Raw genomic sequence first — 19,714 nt, 5'->3', positions numbered from 1 at the left:
GCGGTTTTGCAACCGCCTGTCTTTACTTCTTGTTTAATTTCGCGAGTTCTTCATCGCGCAGGGGACGTCGGAGAATTTTGCCCACGTTGCTTTTCGGTAACTCCGCCCGAAATTCAATGTGACGCGGTCGTTTGTAGTTGGTCAACTGCTCTTTACTATACGTAAGAATGTCGTCTGCCGTAAGATCGGGATTTTTCTTTACCACAAAAATTTTGACAGCCTCCGTCGATTTTTCGTCCGGGACGCCAATACACGCCACCTCCAGCACGCCCGGACATTGGGCAATGACATCTTCGATTTCATTGGGATAAACATTGAATCCCGATACCAGAATCATGTCTTTCTTCCGGTCCACAATCCGGAAAAAACCGTCTTCGTCCATCACCCCGATATCGCCGGTTTTGAACCATTCGCCCTCCATGACGCGCGCCGTTTCGTCGGGCCGGTTGTAATAACCCGGAAAAACCTGCGGCCCTTTCGCCCAGACTTCCCCCGGCATGCCCATCGGAGCTTCAATTCCGTCTTCCTGCATGATTTTCAGTTCCGTACTCGGCAGCGGCAGGCCGATGGTTCCGAGCCGGGCCGTACCGTCGCACGGATTTGACGAGAGAATCGGCGACGTTTCCGAAAGTCCGTAGCCTTCCGCGATGGTGTTGCCGCTCAACTTTTTCCAGCGTTCGGCCACCGCAGTTTGCAGCGCCATTCCACCCGCCGACGAAATCCGGAGGTGGCTGAAATCGACTTCCGTAATCCGCGGGTGATTTACCAAACCGTTATAAAGCGTATTTAACCCCACAAACATGTTGAATTTGTATTTCTTCATCTCGTCGATGAACGCATTCATGTCGCGCGGATTGGTAATGAGCACGTTCAGACAGCCGCTCTTGAGCGCCAGCATTGCGTTGACCGTCAGGGCATAAATGTGATACAGGGGCAGCGGAGTGATCATGATACACTGGGATACCTTCATGCGGTCGATTTGCATCCAGTAGCTGCCAGCTTCCGTGTTGGCAATAATATTCCGGTGGGTCAATACGGCCCCTTTCGATACGCCGGTTGTGCCCCCGGTATACTGCACAAACGCCATGTCCGAACCGACAACGCCCACTTTCTGCAACGGCTGGCGGCTTCCGCGACGTAAGGCTTCACTGAGCGAGACGGCTTGCGGCAGGTGATAGGCCGGAATCAGCTTTTTAACGTATTTCACTACGGCATTGACAATCAGCTTTTTTGGAAAGCCCAGTAAGTCGCCAACCTGCGTAATGATGACGTGTTTTAGATCGGTTTGATCGATGATCTTCTCCAGATTGGCGGCAAAATTGGCCAGAATAATAATGGCTTTGGCACCAGAATCCTTGAACTGGTGCTGCATTTCCCGGGGCGTATACAACGGATTTGTATTGACAACCACCAGACCCGCCCGAAGAATACCGAAAATAGCGACCGGATATTGCAATAGATTCGGCATTTGAATCACAACGCGATCGCCTTTCTGCAACTTGAGCACGTTTTGCAGGTACGAAGCAAAATGACCGGAAAGCGTATAAATCTCCTGAAACGTCAGCTGCTTATCCATGTTGGCATAAGCCGGTGAGCTGGCAAATCGCTGACAACCTTCATCGATCAGGTCGATCAGGGATGAATAGGCATCGGGATTTATTTCAGCAGGAACCCCTTCGGGATAATGTTTCAGCCAGGGGTACGATTTCGCTGTTAACGGATTCTCCATGGGTTTAGAATGTTTTTTGTAAAAATAAGACAAAACTTGGAACCGCCTATGTACCCACGGACTTTAGTCCGTGTTTCGTATTTTCAGGAACGATGGAAGTGGCACTTTGTTGGGTTTGCCCGGTGACGGATCAAGAGCGCGCGACAAAGATAGAAGCCCCGAAGGTGATCGGCCAGCCGGAGTGGATAACTGGCGGTATGGAGTAGATAACTACCAATAAAAGGCAGGTAGAAGGGGTCACGGGCTCAAGCTTGCGCGGCTTGAGCCCGTGACCAGGGGAAGTTTAAAACGCCACGGCTTTTAGTCGCAAACCCGCATCTTCCGGCAAACCAAACAGCAAATTCATATTCTGAACGGCGTGGCCCGATGCTCCTTTGGTCAGGTTATCGATCACACTGCTAATCAGCAGTTGCCCGTCGTGTTTTTCCAGATGAATGAGACATTTATTGGTATTGACAACCTGCTTTACATCCACCGGCATGTCGCTGATGTGTGTGAACGGGTGACTTTGGTAGTAGTGGTCGAAAAGCTGGCGGGCATCGTCCAGGCTCCCGGCATAGGGCATGTACACATTCGCCATAATGCCGCGGGTAAAGTCGCCCCGGTATGGCACAAAATGGATGGGCTGATCGAAACCGGGTTGTAAAGCGTTCAGACTCTGGCGGATCTCGGTCAGGTGTTGATGCGTGAAGGCTTTATAAATCGAAACGTTGTTGTTCCGCCAGGTAAAATGCGTCGTCGGACTTAACGATTGCCCCGCGCCGGTCGAACCGGTAATGGCGCTAACCTGCACCGCATCGGTGAGCAATCCGGCCTGAGCCAGTGGCAGCAGTGCCAGTTGAATGCTGGAGGCAAAACAACCGGGATTGGCAATTTTAGAAGCTGTTTTAATCCGGTCGCGTTGCAGTTCGGGCAAACCGTATACAAACCCGTTCGACTCGTCGCGGAAATCGGTGCTGAGGTCGATCACTTTCAACGTGTCCGGTATTGGGTTTTCCGCCAGAAACTTCGCCGATTCGCCGTGGCCGGAGCAGAGAAAAATCACCGAAAGCCCGGTCTGGCTGACCAGCTCGCGGCTATCTTCGCCGGAAAATTTCAAATCCGTATCGCCCAGTAAATCCGTATGCGTGTTATAAACCGGTTTTCCGGCCTGGCTTTTGCTGTGAACAAAGGCGATTTCTGCGTGGGGATGATTGATGAGAATACGCAGCAATTCGCCACCCGTGTAGCCCGCTCCGCCGATAATCCCGATTCTGATTTTAGTCATAATTTCTGATAGAGCCTGATATGCTCACTGGTGAAACGTTCCCACGAGAACAATTGTGCCCGCTGGAGCGCCTTGGTTGCTAATTCTTTCCGTAAACCGGCCGACCGAACCACCGTCAGCATGGCCTGAGCCAGCGCATCGGTGTCAGTTGGCGAAACCTGAATAGCCGCATCGCCGACCACTTCCGGCAACGAGGATACGTTGGATGTAATGACCGGCAAACCGCACTGCATGGCTTCCAAAGGCGGTAGGCCAAACCCCTCGAACAAGGACGGGTAAATAAAGGCCAGCGCGCCGGAATAAACAGCCGCCAGATCGTCGTCGGGCACAAAACCGGTGAAAATCAACCGCGATCGAATGCTTTCCTTTTTCGCGATTTCATTCAGCACCTGATCCATTTTCCAGCCTTTCGTGCCGACCAGAACCAGCTTTACGTCCGGCGGCAACGACCCGCTTTCGGCCAGCTGGACAAAACAGCGGATGAGGTGATCGAGGTTTTTGCGCGGTTCGAGCGTTGCCAGACTGAGCAGATACGGCTCGTCGCCCAGACCGAAGCGTTGCTGAGTTGCCCTGATTTGCGCCGGATCGGTTACGGGATAAAACAAAGCCGGTGAAGCCGCCAGATGAATGGGCGTTACGCGGGCGGGATCAAAACCGGTAAACTGGCAAAAATCCACTTTCGTCGCTTCCGAAACCGTAACGACATGGGCGTCTTTGGGCAGCGTCTGGATCGCATCTTTGACTGCCCGCTCACCCGCCGGAAACCACTCGGGGTGGTGAATCGGAATCAAATCGTGCACCGTCAGCACCTTACGAATGTGCGGCATCCGTCCAATGTCGTCCGGAATGGCAAAGAAAGGCGAATGATAAATGGCTCCATTCGGGATCAAGTCGGCCGAAAACCGGGCCTGTTCCTTATTTAACGCTTTTTGGGTTCGGTAAAAAACCTGCCGAATGATCTTCGACGGCAAACTCTGGGGCGCAAACGGGTCGAGCAAGGCATTTTCGAATTTCGCCCGGCGCTGTTCGCCCGGGCGATTGATCAGGGGCGGAGCCTGTGCGCCAAAGGTTTCCCGCGCATACCGCATCGTTTCGGCCTGATGCGTTGGCGCGGCCAGTGAAAGCCGTACCTTGTCCGACTCAAAAAGTCCTTTTACCAATTGCTCGGCTACGCGACTCACCCCGGTTTTGGCCTGGTGATGGTAAAAGCCAATACCCGGAAGGCTGGCGTCGATGATTACGTTCAATCGCTTTGAATGATGAACGATGAACGATGAATGATGAACGATGAAATTAAGGAGTTATGCTCGCGTGCAGAGCCATTTAATTCATCGTTCATCATTCATCATTCATCATTTATTGACACTTTCCTTCACTTTTCCATAAATCATTAACTGATTCGACATCACTTTCGAGAAGCCGCGGACATCGTCGCCGGTCCAGGCATTGTTCATCTCGCCGTAGCTGCCGAAGGTGGACGACATCAGGTCGAACGGCGATTCGATGCCCAGCACCTGGAAGCGATACGGAGCCAGCAGAACGTGCACTTTGCCCGTAACGTGGGTTTGCGTATCGGTCAGGAACGTCTCGATGTTCCGCATAACCGGGTCCAGAAACTGGCCTTCGTGGAGCATCGTACCGTACCAGTTGGCCAGTTGATCTTTCCAGTACTGTTGCCATTTGGTCAGCACGTGCTTCTCGATGGCGTGGTGGGCTTTCAGAATGATCAACGGAGCGGGTGCTTCAAAACCAACCCGGCCCTTGATCCCGATGATGGTATCGCCCACGTGAATATCGCGGCCAATGCCGAACGGCCCGGCCAGCGCCGTCAGTTGCTGAATGGCCTGAACCGGATCGCCAACAGGTTCGGCGCCGATTCCCTGTAGTTCACCGGCTTCAAAATGCAGCGTAATTTGCTCCGGTTCGGTTTTGGTCACCTGCGTTGGCCAGGCCGATTCGGGTAGAAAACCGTTGGACGTCAGCGTTTCGCGGCCACCGACCGACGTTCCCCACAACCCTTTGTTGATGGAATAGGCGGCTTTGTGCCATTCCTGTTCCACGCCTTTCGCTTTCAGATAGTCGATTTCGGCTTCGCGCGAAAGCCGCAAATCGCGGATGGGCGTGATGATTTCGGCATCCGGTGCAATGATCCGAAACGCCATATCAAACCGTACCTGATCGTTGCCCGCGCCCGTACTCCCGTGCGCAATGGCGTTGGCACCAATCGATTTGGCGTATTCGGCAACGGCGATGGCCTGAAAGATCCGCTCGGCGCTTACGCTCAGGGGATACGTATTGTTTTTCAGGACATTCCCATACACCAGGTATTTCAAACATTGCTGGTAGTAATCGTCGGTTTTGGCGATGGCAATATGGTGCTTCACGCCCAGCGAATACGCCCGGTCCTCGATGGTTTTCAAATCGGCCTCCGAAAAGCCGCCGGTATCGACCAGCACGGAGTAGATTTCATACCCCAGATCTTCGGCAAGGTATTTAACACAAAACGAGGTGTCGAGACCTCCACTAAACGCAAGAACTACTTTTTTCTGTTGTGACATCACGATGGACTGTGGGACGTATAGAAATAAAAATGATGATCTGACGGAATCTGAGTCCGTTTGGATTCCTGCGAATCGGAACCAGGGCACAAAACTAAAAAATCCCTTCCAGCCAACCGCCGAAAGGGACTTAAAATCACTTGAATACCTTTACAATGACTTTATTACCCGACGGTTTCCAGCTCACGTTCGGGTTTCCTCGTCCGGGGACGATCCTGAAAACGCATCAGAATGCGCTGCTTGATGCGCATCCAGCGTTCATACAGCTTCGATTCTTTCAGAAAATTCCACCCTTCGGTCTTTTCTTCCGTTTTTTTGTGCTGCTCAGGATTATACAGCATGCCCGTACAAAGGCAGTGTTTCCGGTTGGTCCGGGTCAGAATATCGTAATTGACACAGCTCGAACACCCTTTCCAGAACGCATCATCGGCCGGTAGCTCGCTGAACGTCACGGGTTCGTAGCCCAGGTCCGAATTTATTTTCATTACCGCCAGGCTCGTCGTCAATCCGATGATTTTGGCGTCGGGGTATTTCGTGCGCGAAAGCTTGAAGGCTTCGTTTTTGATGCGCGTGGCGATCCCGCTCTTGCGGTAATCGGAATGCACAATCAGGCCCGAATTGGCAACAAACTTCCCGTGTTGCCAGGTTTCGATGTAGCAGAAACCCACCCATTCCCCGGTTTTGGTGGTGGCCACGATCGCTTTACCTTCGAGCATTTTTTCCATCAGGTACAAAGGGGAGCGTTTGGCAATCCCTGTTCCCCGTGCCTTGGCGCTCTCCTCCATTTCTTTGCAGATCGTCTCGGCCAGTTGAAGGTGGTTTTCATCGGCCACCTGAACTATATAAGTATCGTTGTTTACTTCTGAAATCATCGTCGTTTGATCGAATGAATGCACCCTTGTCCGGCGAAAAACCGGTTGGATCTTGTGATCAAAAAGTTTGTTGATAAATAAAAACTAGAAAGGGCTGAACCGCAGGAGCGGATGCTCACCGCATAGGCAAGCAATTAGGTCGGGTCCTTTCGGACCTGAACCGAAATGGCGTTGTGTGGTAGAAAGTCGGTATATAGACGAGTGTTGCCATTTAGTGTGATTGCCAAAAGCGGGACAATGATAAAAGAATTGTTCCGATTGTGCAATAAAATAACGATAATTTTGCAGAAACGTTCAGTAATCGGTTCATTTTTTACAAACCAATATTTTTATATATTTGTTGGAGAACCTTCGCGAATCTCCATGTATCGTCTGTCTTCTGATGACCTGATTTATGGCTACATCAATGGTATCTTTCCGATGGCCGACACGGACAATACACTGTATTGGTATTCCCCGGATCCGCGCGCGATCATCCCCTTAGACACCTATCAACCGGCAAAATCACTGCGGCCTATCCTGAATAAGAAATTATTCGAGATTCGTATTAATGCTGATTTTGAGCAGGTTATGCGCATGTGCGCCCTGCCCCGTTCCGAAAATGACGGCACCTGGATTTCCGAAGAAATTATCGCAGCCTATGTGGATTTGCACCAGATGGGCATGGCCCACAGCGTCGAAACGTATATCGATAATCAGTTGGTGGGCGGCCTGTACGGCGTTGCACTGGGGGCGGTTTTTTTTGGCGAATCCATGTTTTATCAGGTGCCCAATGCCTCAAAAGTGGCGTTCCATTACCTGATCGAAATCTTGCGAAAACAACAATTTGAACTACTGGATACCCAGTTTATCAACGATAATGTCCGGCGTTTTGGGGCCATTGAAATTCCCCGACCGGAATACATGAAATTATTGAAGCAGACGCTTCAGAAAAAAGCCAGTTTTGCCGGGCCAGCGCAGCCCCACCCCTTCATCAATCAGCCCGATTAAGTCATTCCGTTTTCTTTATGTATTTTCGCACCTTCTTTCACTTCATCGCGAAAAAGGCTTTCATGTTATTTTTTTAATCACCGTTCAAGCGTGTCTGTTTTAGTTATTAAATTCGGTACAGCGTCGATCACCCAGCCGGATGGGTCGCTGAATGAAGCCGTTATTGCCGACATTGCCCGGCAGGTGGCCGAATTGCGCCAGTCGTACCGCATCGTGCTGGTGTCGTCGGGAGCCGTGGGAGCCGGAAAAGGGCTGATCGAAGGCTATCGGGGCGAAATGGCCCAGCGAAAAGCCGCGGCCGCCGTGGGTAATCTGCTCCTACTGAATGTCTACAACCGGTTTTTTTCCGAATACAACATTCCCATTGCGCAGACCCTTTGCGAACGGCATCATTTTGCCGACCGCCAGCAATTTCTGCAACTGAAAGAAACCGTGCAGGAATTGTGGAAAAATGGTATTATTCCCATCGCCAACGAAAATGATGTGGTGAGCGACCGCGAGCTGAAGTTTTCGGATAACGACGAACTGGCCACGCTGATGGCCGTTGGTTTCGGCGCTTCGACGCTGATGCTTTGCACGTCGGTAGGCGGTTTGCTAGACAGCGAAGGGCACATCATTCCAACGGTTGACCGGGTCGATGAATCCATCTTTGGGACGGTTCGGGACGAAAAATCGGCTTTGGGCCTGGGCGGCATGGCTTCCAAACTGACCTTCGCCAAACTGGCAACCCGCATGGGCATCCGGGTGAACATTTTCGGGCTGAAACAACCCGACGGGATTTTGCGGGCGTTGCGGGGCGAAACCGGCACGGCTTTTAAACCGCAGGTCAGTACGCCCTCGTCGCGGCAGCGCTGGCTGGGGAGCGGAAGTCTGACGGCGGGCATTTTACGCGTCGATGCCGGAGCGGTGGCGGCTCTGGGCCGGCGGAACAGTTTGCTGGCCGTCGGTGTTCGAACGGTAGAAGGCGAATTTGCGGCTGGCGAGGTTGTCGAGATTTGTGATGAAACCGGCTCGACGGTGGCCGTCGCCCGCGCCCGCCTGTCGTCGGCACAGTTGTTGACACAGCTCAATCAGCAAAATGTTGAAGTGGCAAATGCCAATGATATTGTACTTTTGTGAAAATACCGGATGCTATGAATACAGTAACTCCTCTTCTTCAGGAAACGAAGTTTGCTTCCGCTGCGGTTCGGCGCTTGTCCGACGGGCAGAAAACCGCTTTGCTCAATCGGTTGGCGGATGTGGTTTTTGAAAACAAAGAAACCATATTGGCTGAAAATCAGAAAGATCTGGATGCCATGCCGGATACGGATCCGAAAAAAGACCGGCTGTTGCTGAACGAAAAACGGATTTGTGAGCTGGCGGAAAGCCTGCGCGTGGTGGCCGAATTGCCCGATCCGAGCGGCAAGGTTTTACTGGAAAGAACCATCGAACAGGGGCTGCAACTCCGCAAGCTTGCCGTTCCGCTGGGCGTCGTGGGTGTTATCTACGAGTCGCGGCCTAACGTCACGCTGGATGTGGCTTCATTGTGTCTGCGGTCGGGCAATGCCTGTGTGTTGAAAGGAGGGAAGGAAGCGCATCATTCCAATCTGGCCATTGTGGGTCTGATTCATCAGGTGCTGGCTGAATTTGGTGTGCCGGAAGCCGCCGTTTCGCTGATGCCACCCGATCGGGCCGTGGTTAACGAATTGCTGACGGCCACGCGGTATGTCGATATCATTATTCCGCGCGGGTCGGATTCGCTGATTCAGTATGTCCGGCAAAATTCGCTGGTACCCACGATCGAAACCGGTGCAGGCGTTTGTCATACGTACGTTGAACGGACGGCTGATCTGGAAAAAGCGCGGGAGATTGTCATTAACGCCAAAGTGTCGCGTCCGTCGGTTTGTAACTCGCTGGATGGCGTGCTGGTCGACCAGGCCATTGCCGACGCGTTTCTGCCCATGCTGGTCGAGGGTTTCACGAAATGGAACGTGGAAGTTTTTGCGGACGAAGATGCGTATCGTATCCTGGAATCAGCGGGTTATCCGGATCTTCAGCCCGCCCAGCTGAGTGATTTTGGCCGGGAGTTTCTGGATTACAAGTGTGCTGTCAAAGTAGTTGGCGGTTTGGAAGATGCCTTGTCGCACATCCAAACGTATTCGTCGCGCCATTCCGAAGCGATTCTTTCCCAGGATCCGGCGGCAATCGACCGGTTTCTGAATGAAGTCGATGCCGCTGCCGTTTACGCCAATGCCTCGACCCGCTTCACCGATGGTGGCGTGTTTGGCCTGGGGGCCGAAATCGGCATTTCAACCCAGAAACTTCACGCGCGGGGGCCGTTTGCGCTCGAAAAATTAGTAACTGAAAAGTGGGTGGTCGTGGGTGATGGCCAGGTGCGCTGGTAAGCTGAAACTGTTTTTCAACCGAAAAGGGATTGGATTCATTTTTAATGAATTTCTAATCAAAGTACAATATAATCAGTGAATCAATGCCGTAACTTGCAACGTAGTCATCGTAACGTAAAAAATGATCGGATTTAGGGAGTCTTTGCTGTTGATGCTCTCGACACCTCTGTATGTGCTCATCATCGGCGCAGAGATGTTACTGAGTTATTATCAACACCGGTCTTACTATTCAGTAAAAGGGATTCTTCAGAATTGCTACCTGACCGTGCTCAATATGGGCCTTGATTTGCTGGTTCGGGGCTTTTATGTAGGGGTCCTGGTTTGGGTGTATCAATACCGCCTTACGGAAATAACGACGCCGTGGCTCTATTGGCTGACGCTCCTGATTCTGGAGGATTTTGCCTTCTACTGGCTGCACCGCGTCGATCATTTCTGCCGTTTATTCTGGGCCGTTCACGTCACGCACCATTCCTCGGAGGAATTTAACCTGACCGTTGGCTTCCGCTCCTCCGTTCTGCAACCTCTCTACCGGTTTGTGTATTTCGTACCGATTGCGCTGCTGGGCTTTCGGGCTGAGGACATTGTCTTTATGTATTCTGCGACGCAGATTTACGGGATTATCGTTCATACGCAATACGTTGGCCGTCTTGGCTTTCTGGAATGGTTTCTGGTCACGCCCTCGCACCACCGGGTTCACCACGCTTCCAATGTCCGTTACCTCGACCGCAACATGGGCATGATGCTCATTATCTGGGATCGTTTGTTTGGCACTTTCGCCGAAGAAGCCCCCGAAGACCCCGTCCGCTACGGCCTGACCACTAACATTACGGATCACTCGCCGGGGAATCTGGTTTTCCACGAATGGAAAAAGCTGGTCGCGGATCTTCGTATACCGGGTCCGTTCGGCCAGAAGATCAAATACCTGCTGGCTCCTCCCGGCTGGAGCCACGACGGCCGAAGCCAGACCGCCGACGAGATGCGCCAGGAATTAGGAATTGGCGTAGAAACTGATTCAGAAATAGAACTACAGATGGTCGGTGAATTGCAAAATTTACCGGAAATACCAGGTGCGGGAAACCGCCAGCCGATTCCTGCCGAATCGTCCTTAAAGTGACAAAATAGAACCGCTGTCGTCTACTAATCGAACGATAGCTCCTGTTCTTAATGTCACACTCCAAAACCAAGATTTGGATTCATGCGGTTTTCTCTACGAAAAACCGTCAGCCACTGATTCGAAAATCCGTTCGGGATCTGCTTTACCAACACATTCGTCAGCAAATAGTCGACTGCGGTTGTTTTACCGATTGTATCAATGGGGTGGAAGATCATGTCCATATCCTGTTTCTTTTGAATCCGCAAGTGGCGGTTTCGGATGTGGTCAAGCAGATCAAAGGCAGCAGTTCCCACGAAATCAACCGCTTGAATCTGATTCCGGAAAAATTCGCGTGGCAAACCGGATACGGTGCCTTTTCCGTCAGTGAATCACAAGTTGAGCGCGTACGGCAATACATTGTCAATCAGCAACAGCATCACCAGAAAATGACGTTTACCGAGGAATACCGGCGGTTTATGAAACAATACGGTTTTTTGGTGGACGACGAGGGCGAGGTTGGAAACCGTTTTAACGGTTTTGGCCGGTGGGAGAGACCCGGACACGAAACCCACGGTTCAAACCGTGGGCTGGTATTAACCTGTCGTTATCACCAGCCCACGGTTTAATATTTTTTATCGGCGAGAATTGTAATGGATTTGAGCCGGTATTGTCATCAGCCCACGGTTTAAACCGTGGGGCTCGGCGAATGAATTTTCCACCGGCCAAAACCGTTTCAACGGTTTCCCGATCCGGCCAGCTCTGCGGCCAAAAACTTCCCGGTATAGCTCCCTTTCACCTTGGCAACCTTCTCCGGCGTTCCTTCGGCGATGACATAACCGCCTTTGTTACCACCCTCCGGGCCCATGTCGATGATGTGGTCAGAAACTTTGATAACGTCCAGGTTGTGTTCGATGATCAGAACCGTATTTCCCTTGTCCGCCAGCTTGTTCAGCACGTCCAGTAAATGAGCAATGTCCTGAAAATGAAGCCCGGTGGTAGGTTCATCGAGAATATACATGGTTTTGCCGGTATCTTTCTTCGACAGTTCTTCCGCTAGTTTTACCCGTTGCGCTTCCCCGCCCGAGAGCGTCGTTGCGTGTTGCCCAAGCGTGATATATCCCAAACCGACATCGTTCAGCGTTTGCACTTTTCGCAGAATTTTCGGCTGGCTGGCAAAGAAGTCCAGCGACTGTTCGACGGTCATATCCAGCACGTCGGCAATGGATTTCCCTTTGAAGCGCACTTCCAGCGTTTCGCGGTTGAAGCGTTTGCCTTTGCAGGTTTCGCACATGACGTGAACGTCGGGCAAAAACTCCATTTCAATTTTCTTCATCCCCGCACCTTCGCACTCTTCACAGCGTCCGCCTTTGACGTTGAACGAAAACCGCCCCGGTTTGTACCCCCGGATTTTGGCTTCGGGCAGTTCGGCAAACAAACTGCGAATGTCGGAAAACATACCGGTATACGTCGCCGGGTTCGAACGGGGTGTTCGGCCAATCGGCGACTGGTCCACCTCGATCACTTTATCCAGCTGTTCCAGCCCTTCGACGGATTTGAATGGCAACGCTTCGCGTTTCGACTTATAGAAATGCTTGTTCAAGACAGGAAACAGCGTCTCGTGGATCAGCGACGACTTGCCGCTGCCCGATACCCCCGTGATGCAAACCATCTGGCCGAGCGGCAATTTCATGGTTACATTCTTCAGGTTGTGGCCAGTCGCCCCTTTGATAACCAGTTGAAAGCCATTGCCTTTCCGGCGTTCTTTCGGCACTTCGATGGCCCGCCGACCGCTCAGGTAAGCCGCCGTCGTGCTGCCGTTTTTCAGGAATTGCTCCGGTGTTCCGGCGCCAACGACCTGACCGCCGTGTCGGCCTGCGCCCGGACCAATGTCCAGAATATAATCCGACTCGAGCATCATATCCTTGTCGTGCTCGACCACCAGAACCGTATTGCCCAGATCGCGCAGGTTTTTCAGCGAATCGATCAGTTTGACGTTGTCGCGCTGGTGCAAACCGATGCTGGGTTCGTCCATAATATACAGAACTCCAACGAGTTGCGTGCCAATTTGCGTGGCCAGCCGGATGCGTTGGGCTTCTCCGCCGGAAAGCGTCCGCAGCGGCCGGTCGAGCATCAGGTAATCCAGACCGATGTCCAACAGGAAGCCAATCCGTTTGCGGATTTCTTTCAGAATCTCCTTGGCAATCACGTTTTGCCGGTTGGACAGGCGGCTTTCTACATCCGTCATCCAGACCGCCAGTTCCGAAATATCCATCCGGGCCAGTTCGGAGATATTTTTGTTATCCAGCCGAAAGTACAGCGACTCCTTTTTCAACCGGGCTCCTTCGCATTCCGGGCAGGTTTTAATCACCGTAAAATCCTTCAGCCAGTCCTGAATTTTGTCGGAACGGCCCGACGAATCCGCCGTTTCCTGCTGGCGTTTCAGGAAGGTGATGACCCCCTCGAATTTGAAGTTGTAATAATCTTCGCCCGGATGTTTTTTCGACGGCATGGTCGATTCGTCTTCGGTGCCGTACAGGAGTGCGTGCAACAGATCAGGCGGGTATTTTTCGACGGGCGTGGTCAGACTAAGTTTGTATTTTTTCAGGATTACCTCGATCTCCCGGAAAAACCAGAGTTCGCGGTATTCACCCAGCGGAGCAATAGCACCGCGGCTGATACTGAGCGATTTGTCGGGAATAACCGATTCTTCCGTAATTTCTTCAATGACCCCCAACCCGTTACAAACCGGGCAGGCTCCGTACGGCGAATTGAACGAAAACGTATTGGGCGACGGCTCATCGTAGCTGATGCCGGATTCCGGATCCATCAGGTTTTGGGAAAAATAGGTCAGATTATTTTTCTCATCCAGAATCTGCATGGCCCCTTTTCCCTGCTTCAAAGCGGTTTGCACCGACTGGCTCAGGCGGTATCGGTCGTCCGGTTTGGGAACAATCCGGTCGATCACGATCTCCACATCGTGAACTTTATACCGGTCGAGCTGCATCTTCGGCACAATGTCCTGCACCTCGCCATCGACGCGGACTTTAGCGTAGCCCAACTTGGCAATCTGAACAAAAAGTTCGCGGTAATGCCCTTTGCGCCCCCGTACGATGGGGGCCAGCAGGGTCAGTTTTTTCCCGGCGTAATGCGTCAGAATGGTGTCGATGATCTGATCCTGCGATTGTCGCTCCATTTTCCGACCCGTTACGTACGAAAACGCTTCCCCGGCGCGGGCATACAGCAGCCGCAGAAAGTCGTAGATTTCGGTGGTCGTACCCACCGTGGAACGGGGATTTTTGGAAGTCGTTTTTTGCTCGATGGAAATGACCGGGCTCAAGCCGTTGATTTTATCGACATCGGGCCGTTCCATGTTGCCAATAAACGAGCGGGCGTAGGCCGAAAAACTTTCCATATACCGGCGCTGTCCCTCGGCATAAATCGTATCGAACGCCAGCGACGATTTGCCACTGCCGCTAATGCCGGTTACCACCACCAGTTTGTTGCGGGGAATGGTAACGTCAATATTTTTCAGGTTGTGTTCGCGGGCACCCAATACCTCAATCTGTTCGTAGCCCGTCAGGTCAATGTCTGTAAGCCCGGTGTTCCGGGTAGTAGCGTTGTTTTCTGTCACGTTGTGATGGCCTTATTCTTAAATCTAACAGAAAATTGGGAGATGAAGTTTCGGACCGGTAAAAGTAAACGGAGTGGTCACACCTCTACGATCAAACCTTCCGACGCCGGATAGCCGGTGCAGGTCAGCACCCAGCCGTTTTGCAGGTCGCGTTCTGTTAACACATCGTTGATGGTCATGTGAACTTTGCCCGTTTTCAGCCGGGCCGCGCAGCTCGAACACCGCCCGCCTTTGCAGCTGTACGGCAACTGAATACCGTGATCCAGAGCCGCTTGCAGAATCGATTTATAAGCCGGTACGTCGATGTCGTATTCCGTTCCGCGGTAGCGCACCAGCATCCGGTGATCGCGGGCCAGCTCCGGCGGTGGTGTTCTGGTAACGGTTTCGATTACAAAATTTTCTTTCTTGATGTGATCCCGTCGAATGCCCGTATACACCAGCGTAAACTGCACCATCCGCATAAAATCAAACGGCCCGCAAATGTACCAGAGAGCCTGGTTTCGTTCGAGTTTTACCAGTTCCGGCAGCATTTTTTCCAGCAGCCAGTTATTCAATCGACCCCGCCGGATGTGGCCCGCTTTCGGCCCGTTGTCCGATGGTTGACTGAGCAGATGAATCAGGTGAAACCGGTCCGGAAACTGGTTTCGCAACGCTTCCAGTTGCTGGTAGAAAATGATAGTCCGTTCGCTGGTGTTGCAGTCCAGCAGCGTAACCTGGCTCTTCGGTTCTTCGTGCAGGGCTTGTTTCAAAATACCGAATAAGGGCGAAATACCGCTTCCGGCACCAATCAGAACAATATCGCGTTGGGCGTCAGGATCGGTTTCCAGCGTAAACCGACCGGTCGGCGGCAAACTCGTGAGCGTATCACCCACCCGCAGATGATCGAGCAGGAAGCGGGAAATTTCTCCGTTCTCGACCCGTTTTATGGTCAGACTTAGGGGGTCTTCACCCGGCGTTGAACTCAGTGAATACGACCGCCGGATTTCGTGGCCGGGCGACGCTTCGCCGGGGTGATGGAACAAAAGCGTCAGAAACTGGCCCGCACGATAGTGAACCGGTCGCCCGTCGGCAGGCTGCAAAATAAGCGTTTTTGTATCGTACGTTTCCGGAATTATTTCGGATACCAGAAGATGGATCAATTCACCGTTCATGCGAGCTTGTTATCTTTGTACTAGGGTCTGCAAACTTTCCGTTATAGTTAGCGAACTTTGCATTTCGGAAACCGTTAACGTTTTTATTTCTGTCTAACTAATGGACCATGACTTCCAGCGGTTTTTACCCCGGAGGGGTTCTCTGTTAACAGAATATAGTATAGCCAAATGCTTTAAGCCCCAGCGGGGCGTTCTGGCGCATATAGTACGCCCCGCTGGGGCTTAAAGCATTTGGTAATTGGTTTTTGCTATTAACAGAGAACCCCTGCGGGGTAAAAACCGCTATAATTTGCGTTAATTTAGGGTTACGGTGCAAAGTTCGTCAACCAGATCGGAAAGAGCACCAAGTTTTGAAGTTGAACCACACATGCATGAATAAATTTACGTTGTTGAGTATCGTTTTGGGTGTCGTTGGAATGGTAACACTTGGAGCGTCGGGAATTGATCAACGAACCCGCCAGCAAAAGGCTGTTGCCGACACCCTGATTGAAATCCGGAAGGATACGTTGATTGAAAAGTATCTGAAAGACAGCCTTTACAAAGCTATTTTTCAGCGCGACACCACGATGCGCATCGACTCGGCAGCCCTTCGCGCTCAGGCCGACAGCCACAAGGTGGCACTGCCGGAAGTGGTAACGGGCGAGCTGAATGGCCTCGCGGTTTGTGCCGGATCACCGGTTTCGGTGCCCTATACATCGTCGGGAGGGCGGTTTTCGCCTGATAATAAGTTTGTTCTGCAACTGGTCGATGCCAGCGGAAAAGCAATCAACCTGGGCGAACCCACCAAAGCCGGGCCATTCGGCAACGGGACGCTGGCCGGTGTTATTCCAGTTACAACCGCTGCCGGAAGTCGCTACAGTTTGCGGGTGGCATCCACTAATCCGGTGGTCAACGGCACCCCGCAACTCCTCCGGGTGCTGCCCGTACCGGGTGCCCGCATCGAACTGGCCGACGGCAGCAACGCCGTAACGGTTTTGCCGGGCCAGCCCGCCACGTTTCGCGTCGCCCTGAGTGGACACGGCCCGTGGTCGTTTATGCTGTCGGACGGAACCCGTGTGCAAAATACCATGACCACGCCCTACGAGGTCACGGTAACGCCCGATAAACCAACGGTTTATAAAGTGGTGAACGTTAGTGGCCCCTGCGGAAGCGGAACGGTTTCGGGAGAAATCATCGTCAATGTGAATGAGAACCCGAATCCGGAGATTGCCCTGAAAGCACCCAATGGCGGCTTCCGGATTTGTACCGGAACACCGTTTCAGGTCGCTTTTACGGCCACCGGTAAATACCAGACCGGTAACGGTTTTCTGGTCCAGTTGGCCGACTCGACAGACAACTGGACGACCATTTCCGGTTCGGGGGCTGCCAGTCCGCTGGTGGCGCGATTGCCTTACGGAATTTCGCCCAAAGGGGCCTATAAAATCCGCGTCGTGGCTACGCTTCCCGCCATCAGCAGTAACGCCGAAAACCTGATTGTGGCGGCTCAGGCGGTGGCGGTTTTGCGAAAAGATACGGTGAAAATTGAAGAAGGTAAACCGGCGGATCTGACCGTCGATTTCGGTGGCGGTGGACCGTGGTTCATTCTGTTAACCGATGGAACGTACGAAAACAACATCGCCAAAAGTCCGCATACGATCCGTGTCACGCCGAACAATCCGACGGCTTACGCCATTACGTCGGCGGGTGGTGCCTGTGGTGTGGGGGAGTTTAGCGGGCGGGCGTTTGTGAAGGTTAACATTCCGCCATCGACCATTACAACCGGAAATCTGTCAGCCCGGACGATCTGCCACGGCGCGGAAGTGACGGTTCCGTTCACAACGGCGGGGCGGTTTTATGCCAACAATAAATACATTGTGCAGGTGGCCGATACCAGCGGGCGGTTTGTCAATCTGGCCACAACCTACAAGGACGGCGTTCTGAAAGCCGTGATCAGTCCGACCTATTTGAAAGATACGTTAAATACCGTCCGGCTGCGGGTGGCTTCAACCAGCCCGGCGGTAACCGGTTCCGAAACGACGATTAAAATCCTGGCACCGAACGTCAGCCAGGCTATTGTGGCGGGCGAGGGAACGATCCGGCCCGGTCAGACTTCCAAAGTTCGTGTGGCCTTCAAGAACGGACTGCCACCCTGGTCGTTTGTACTCTCCGACGGCACCCAGGTCAACGGCACCTTCCTCAATCCGTACGTGCTGACGGTGGCCCCCACCAGTTCGACGGAGTACACCATTACGTCGCTAAGCAGTTCGTGTGGTGCCGGAATACCGACGGGCAAAGCGCTGGTAACGGTGGAGCGGAATTAAATTAGCCCCCGGTTAAAACCGGGGGTTCGCCATGCAATTTAATCGTTGCCATTCCGGAAGTTTTTTTCAGCCATTCCGATTGAAGCCGGAGTATAACCCAATCATTTTCAGGGTTATCATTTTATTTCGACATTTTGCTTGCATGTGTCTACGGAACTTTCGTAGATTTACGAAAAAATCGTAGATAGTGGCTAAACTAACGGCGCAGGAAGAAGAAGCCATGCTTGTCATCTGGAAAAGCAAAGGCGGTTTTGTCAAAGATTTTCTGGATCAGCTGCCGGAGCCGCGTCCGCCCTACACCACGCTGGCTTCCACGATCCGGAATCTGGAACGGAAGGGATTTCTGAAAAGCGAAAAACTGGGCAATACGTATCGTTATGAACCGCTCATCGACGAGGAAGAGTATAAGAAGCGCTTCATGAGCGGATTTGTCAGCGATTATTTCAGGAATTCCTTCAAAGAGCTGGTGGCGTTTTTTGCAACCGAAAAACAGATTAGCGCCGATGAATTGAAGGAGATTATTGACATGATTGAAAAACGGAAACCGGATTGACATGCCCCCTCTATCGATTTATCTGCTACAGGCCAACACCGCATTGTTGCTGTTCTTTTTGGGGTATCGAATCGGGCTTCGTCGGTTGACGTTTTTCGTCTTAAACCGCCTGTTTCTGCTTTTTGGTCTGGTTTTCTCGGTCGTCTATCCGCTAATTGACTTCCCGATCGTAGCCAAAAGCAACGCAACCGTGATCGGGCCGATTCAGCGGGCGATGGATTGGGAGGTGCTGGCAGCTATTCCGGAGCAAACCGCTTTGCAGGGTAGCTGGCATCTCGTGCTGATCGTGTTCTGGGCGGGAGTTGGCATCATGGCTTTGCGGCTGGCGGTGCAGTTGGGGTCGTTGTATCACCTCCACCGGAAAGCGCAGCCGACTTCGTATAAGGGCTTCCGGTTTCGGGCGGTCCGCGACGATTTCAATCCGTTTTCGTTCTGGCAAACCATTTATCTGAACCCGGCCCGGCATGCGAACGAAGAACTCGTTCCGATTCTTCAACATGAGCAAATCCATGTGGCCGAATGGCACACGCTGGATGTTTTGCTGGCCGAATGGAGCACGGTATTTTTCTGGTTCAATCCGGCGAGTTGGTTGATTCGGCAAGCCATTAAAGAAAATCTGGAGTTTCGGGTCGATCAGCGCATGCTGGAAACGGGTCTGGATTCCAAAAACTATCAGTACATGCTGGTGCGGGTTGGTGGATTAAAGGCGGCTTTGGGCATAAATTTCACGACGCTAACGATCAAAAAACGAATTGGAATGATGAACCGGGAGCCGTCGTCGCGAAAACGTATCGCCAGTTATAGCCTGTTACCCGTGATTCTGCTGGTGCTTATTCTGCCCAAAACGACCCGTGAAACCGGAGTCCGGTTGGGTACTGCCAAAACCGCCTTTGGCAACTTTTTAATTGACCGGCAAAGCCCGCTGGCCGTAGTTGATACGCCCAATGGAACGGCCAATCTGGTCAGGGAAATACGGCTCAAAAGCAGAAAAGCCGGGAAAGTCCCGCCGACCGAACTGATTCTTTTTTCGAAAAACAGCGCCGGCAGAGGCATGGATGTATACGTAAAACTGGATGGCGACCAGATTGAACAGGCGAAAATTTTGGCGCTGGCTCCCCCTGATTTTATCCCAAACGAACGCGCTGAAAAACCGCTTGGGAATATAAAATAAACGCGTTTCGTCCTC

The 19,714-nt window shown here is 52.3% G+C and carries 15 protein-coding genes; 8 read left to right on the top strand and 7 right to left on the bottom strand.

Annotated features, from left to right (window positions below):
* Positions 1-22: 22 nt before the first annotated feature.
* From EHT87_RS30710 to EHT87_RS30690, 5 genes are all read right to left on the bottom strand, one after another.
* The gene (locus EHT87_RS30710; protein WP_124910635.1) at positions 23-1,729 is read right to left on the bottom strand and encodes an AMP-binding protein; all 1,707 of its coding nucleotides are present in this window, start codon (positions 1,727-1,729) and stop codon (positions 23-25) included.
* Positions 1,730-2,012: 283 nt separating this feature from the next.
* Entirely contained in the window at positions 2,013-2,996 is a 984-nt protein-coding gene (gene argC / locus EHT87_RS30705) for an N-acetyl-gamma-glutamyl-phosphate reductase (RefSeq protein ID WP_124910634.1), read from the bottom strand.
* Positions 2,993-4,243 (bottom strand): glycosyltransferase family 4 protein, encoded by a 1,251-nt coding sequence (locus EHT87_RS30700; RefSeq protein ID WP_124910633.1) that lies wholly within the window; start codon positions 4,241-4,243, stop codon positions 2,993-2,995. Before EHT87_RS30700 ends, argC begins: the two co-directional genes overlap by 4 nt.
* Before the next feature lie 105 nt (positions 4,244-4,348).
* A complete protein-coding gene (locus EHT87_RS30695) occupies positions 4,349-5,554 on the bottom strand; it encodes an argininosuccinate synthase (RefSeq protein WP_124910632.1) in 1,206 nt (401 codons plus the stop codon).
* Positions 5,555-5,718: 164 nt separating this feature from the next.
* A complete protein-coding gene (locus EHT87_RS30690; protein WP_124910631.1) occupies positions 5,719-6,426 on the bottom strand; it encodes a GNAT family N-acetyltransferase in 708 nt (235 codons plus the stop codon).
* 363 nt (positions 6,427-6,789) lie between these two features.
* Here EHT87_RS30690 and aat point away from each other — a divergent pair, with 363 nt between their 5' ends.
* The 5 genes from aat to tnpA all read left to right on the top strand — a co-directional run bounded on the left by aat (position 6,790) and on the right by tnpA (position 11,519).
* Positions 6,790-7,416, top strand: coding sequence for a leucyl/phenylalanyl-tRNA--protein transferase (gene aat / locus EHT87_RS30685; RefSeq protein ID WP_124910630.1), 627 nt, complete (start codon positions 6,790-6,792; stop codon positions 7,414-7,416).
* Positions 7,417-7,506: 90 nt separating this feature from the next.
* On the top strand, positions 7,507-8,535 hold the full coding sequence (gene proB, locus EHT87_RS30680) for a glutamate 5-kinase (RefSeq protein WP_124910629.1): 1,029 nt from the start codon (positions 7,507-7,509) through the stop codon (positions 8,533-8,535).
* 14 nt (positions 8,536-8,549) lie between these two features.
* Positions 8,550-9,800 carry a glutamate-5-semialdehyde dehydrogenase gene (locus EHT87_RS30675; protein WP_124910628.1) on the top strand — a complete coding sequence of 417 codons (1,251 nt, stop codon included), beginning with the start codon at positions 8,550-8,552 and terminating at the stop codon, positions 9,798-9,800.
* Positions 9,801-9,921: 121 nt separating this feature from the next.
* On the top strand, positions 9,922-10,914 hold the full coding sequence (locus EHT87_RS30670) for a sterol desaturase family protein (protein ID WP_124910627.1): 993 nt from the start codon (positions 9,922-9,924) through the stop codon (positions 10,912-10,914).
* A gap of 50 nt (positions 10,915-10,964) precedes the next feature.
* Complete coding sequence (gene tnpA, locus EHT87_RS30665) at positions 10,965-11,519, top strand: IS200/IS605 family transposase (RefSeq protein ID WP_229321502.1); 555 nt, start codon at positions 10,965-10,967, stop codon at positions 11,517-11,519.
* 107 nt (positions 11,520-11,626) lie between these two features.
* Here tnpA and uvrA read toward each other — a convergent pair whose 3' ends face one another.
* Positions 11,627-14,524 carry an excinuclease ABC subunit UvrA gene (gene uvrA, locus EHT87_RS30660; RefSeq protein ID WP_124910626.1) on the bottom strand — a complete coding sequence of 966 codons (2,898 nt, stop codon included), beginning with the start codon at positions 14,522-14,524 and terminating at the stop codon, positions 11,627-11,629.
* Between the two features lie 77 nt (positions 14,525-14,601).
* Positions 14,602-15,675 (bottom strand): 2Fe-2S iron-sulfur cluster-binding protein, encoded by a 1,074-nt coding sequence (locus EHT87_RS30655; RefSeq protein WP_124910625.1) that lies wholly within the window; start codon positions 15,673-15,675, stop codon positions 14,602-14,604.
* Positions 15,676-16,046: 371 nt separating this feature from the next.
* On the opposite strand from EHT87_RS30655, the gene EHT87_RS30650 reads away from it, so the two are divergent.
* The 3 genes from EHT87_RS30650 to EHT87_RS30640 all read left to right on the top strand — a co-directional run bounded on the left by EHT87_RS30650 (position 16,047) and on the right by EHT87_RS30640 (position 19,699).
* Positions 16,047-17,975: a hypothetical protein gene (locus tag EHT87_RS30650; RefSeq protein ID WP_124910624.1), complete on the top strand. Its 1,929-nt coding sequence runs from the start codon at positions 16,047-16,049 to the stop codon at positions 17,973-17,975.
* A gap of 187 nt (positions 17,976-18,162) precedes the next feature.
* Positions 18,163-18,528, top strand: coding sequence for a BlaI/MecI/CopY family transcriptional regulator (locus EHT87_RS30645; protein WP_124910623.1), 366 nt, complete (start codon positions 18,163-18,165; stop codon positions 18,526-18,528).
* Position 18,529: 1 nt separating this feature from the next.
* Positions 18,530-19,699, top strand: a complete 1,170-nt coding sequence (locus tag EHT87_RS30640; protein WP_124910622.1) for a M56 family metallopeptidase — start codon at positions 18,530-18,532, stop codon at positions 19,697-19,699.
* Positions 19,700-19,714: the final 15 nt, after the last annotated feature.

Origin of the sequence: Larkinella knui (genome assembly GCF_003858645.1) — a bacterium.
GTDB classification, from domain to species: Bacteria; Bacteroidota; Bacteroidia; order Cytophagales; family Spirosomataceae; genus Larkinella; species Larkinella knui.
Note: the sequence above shows the minus strand (reverse complement) of the source record. Positions and strands in the feature narration are given on the sequence as shown.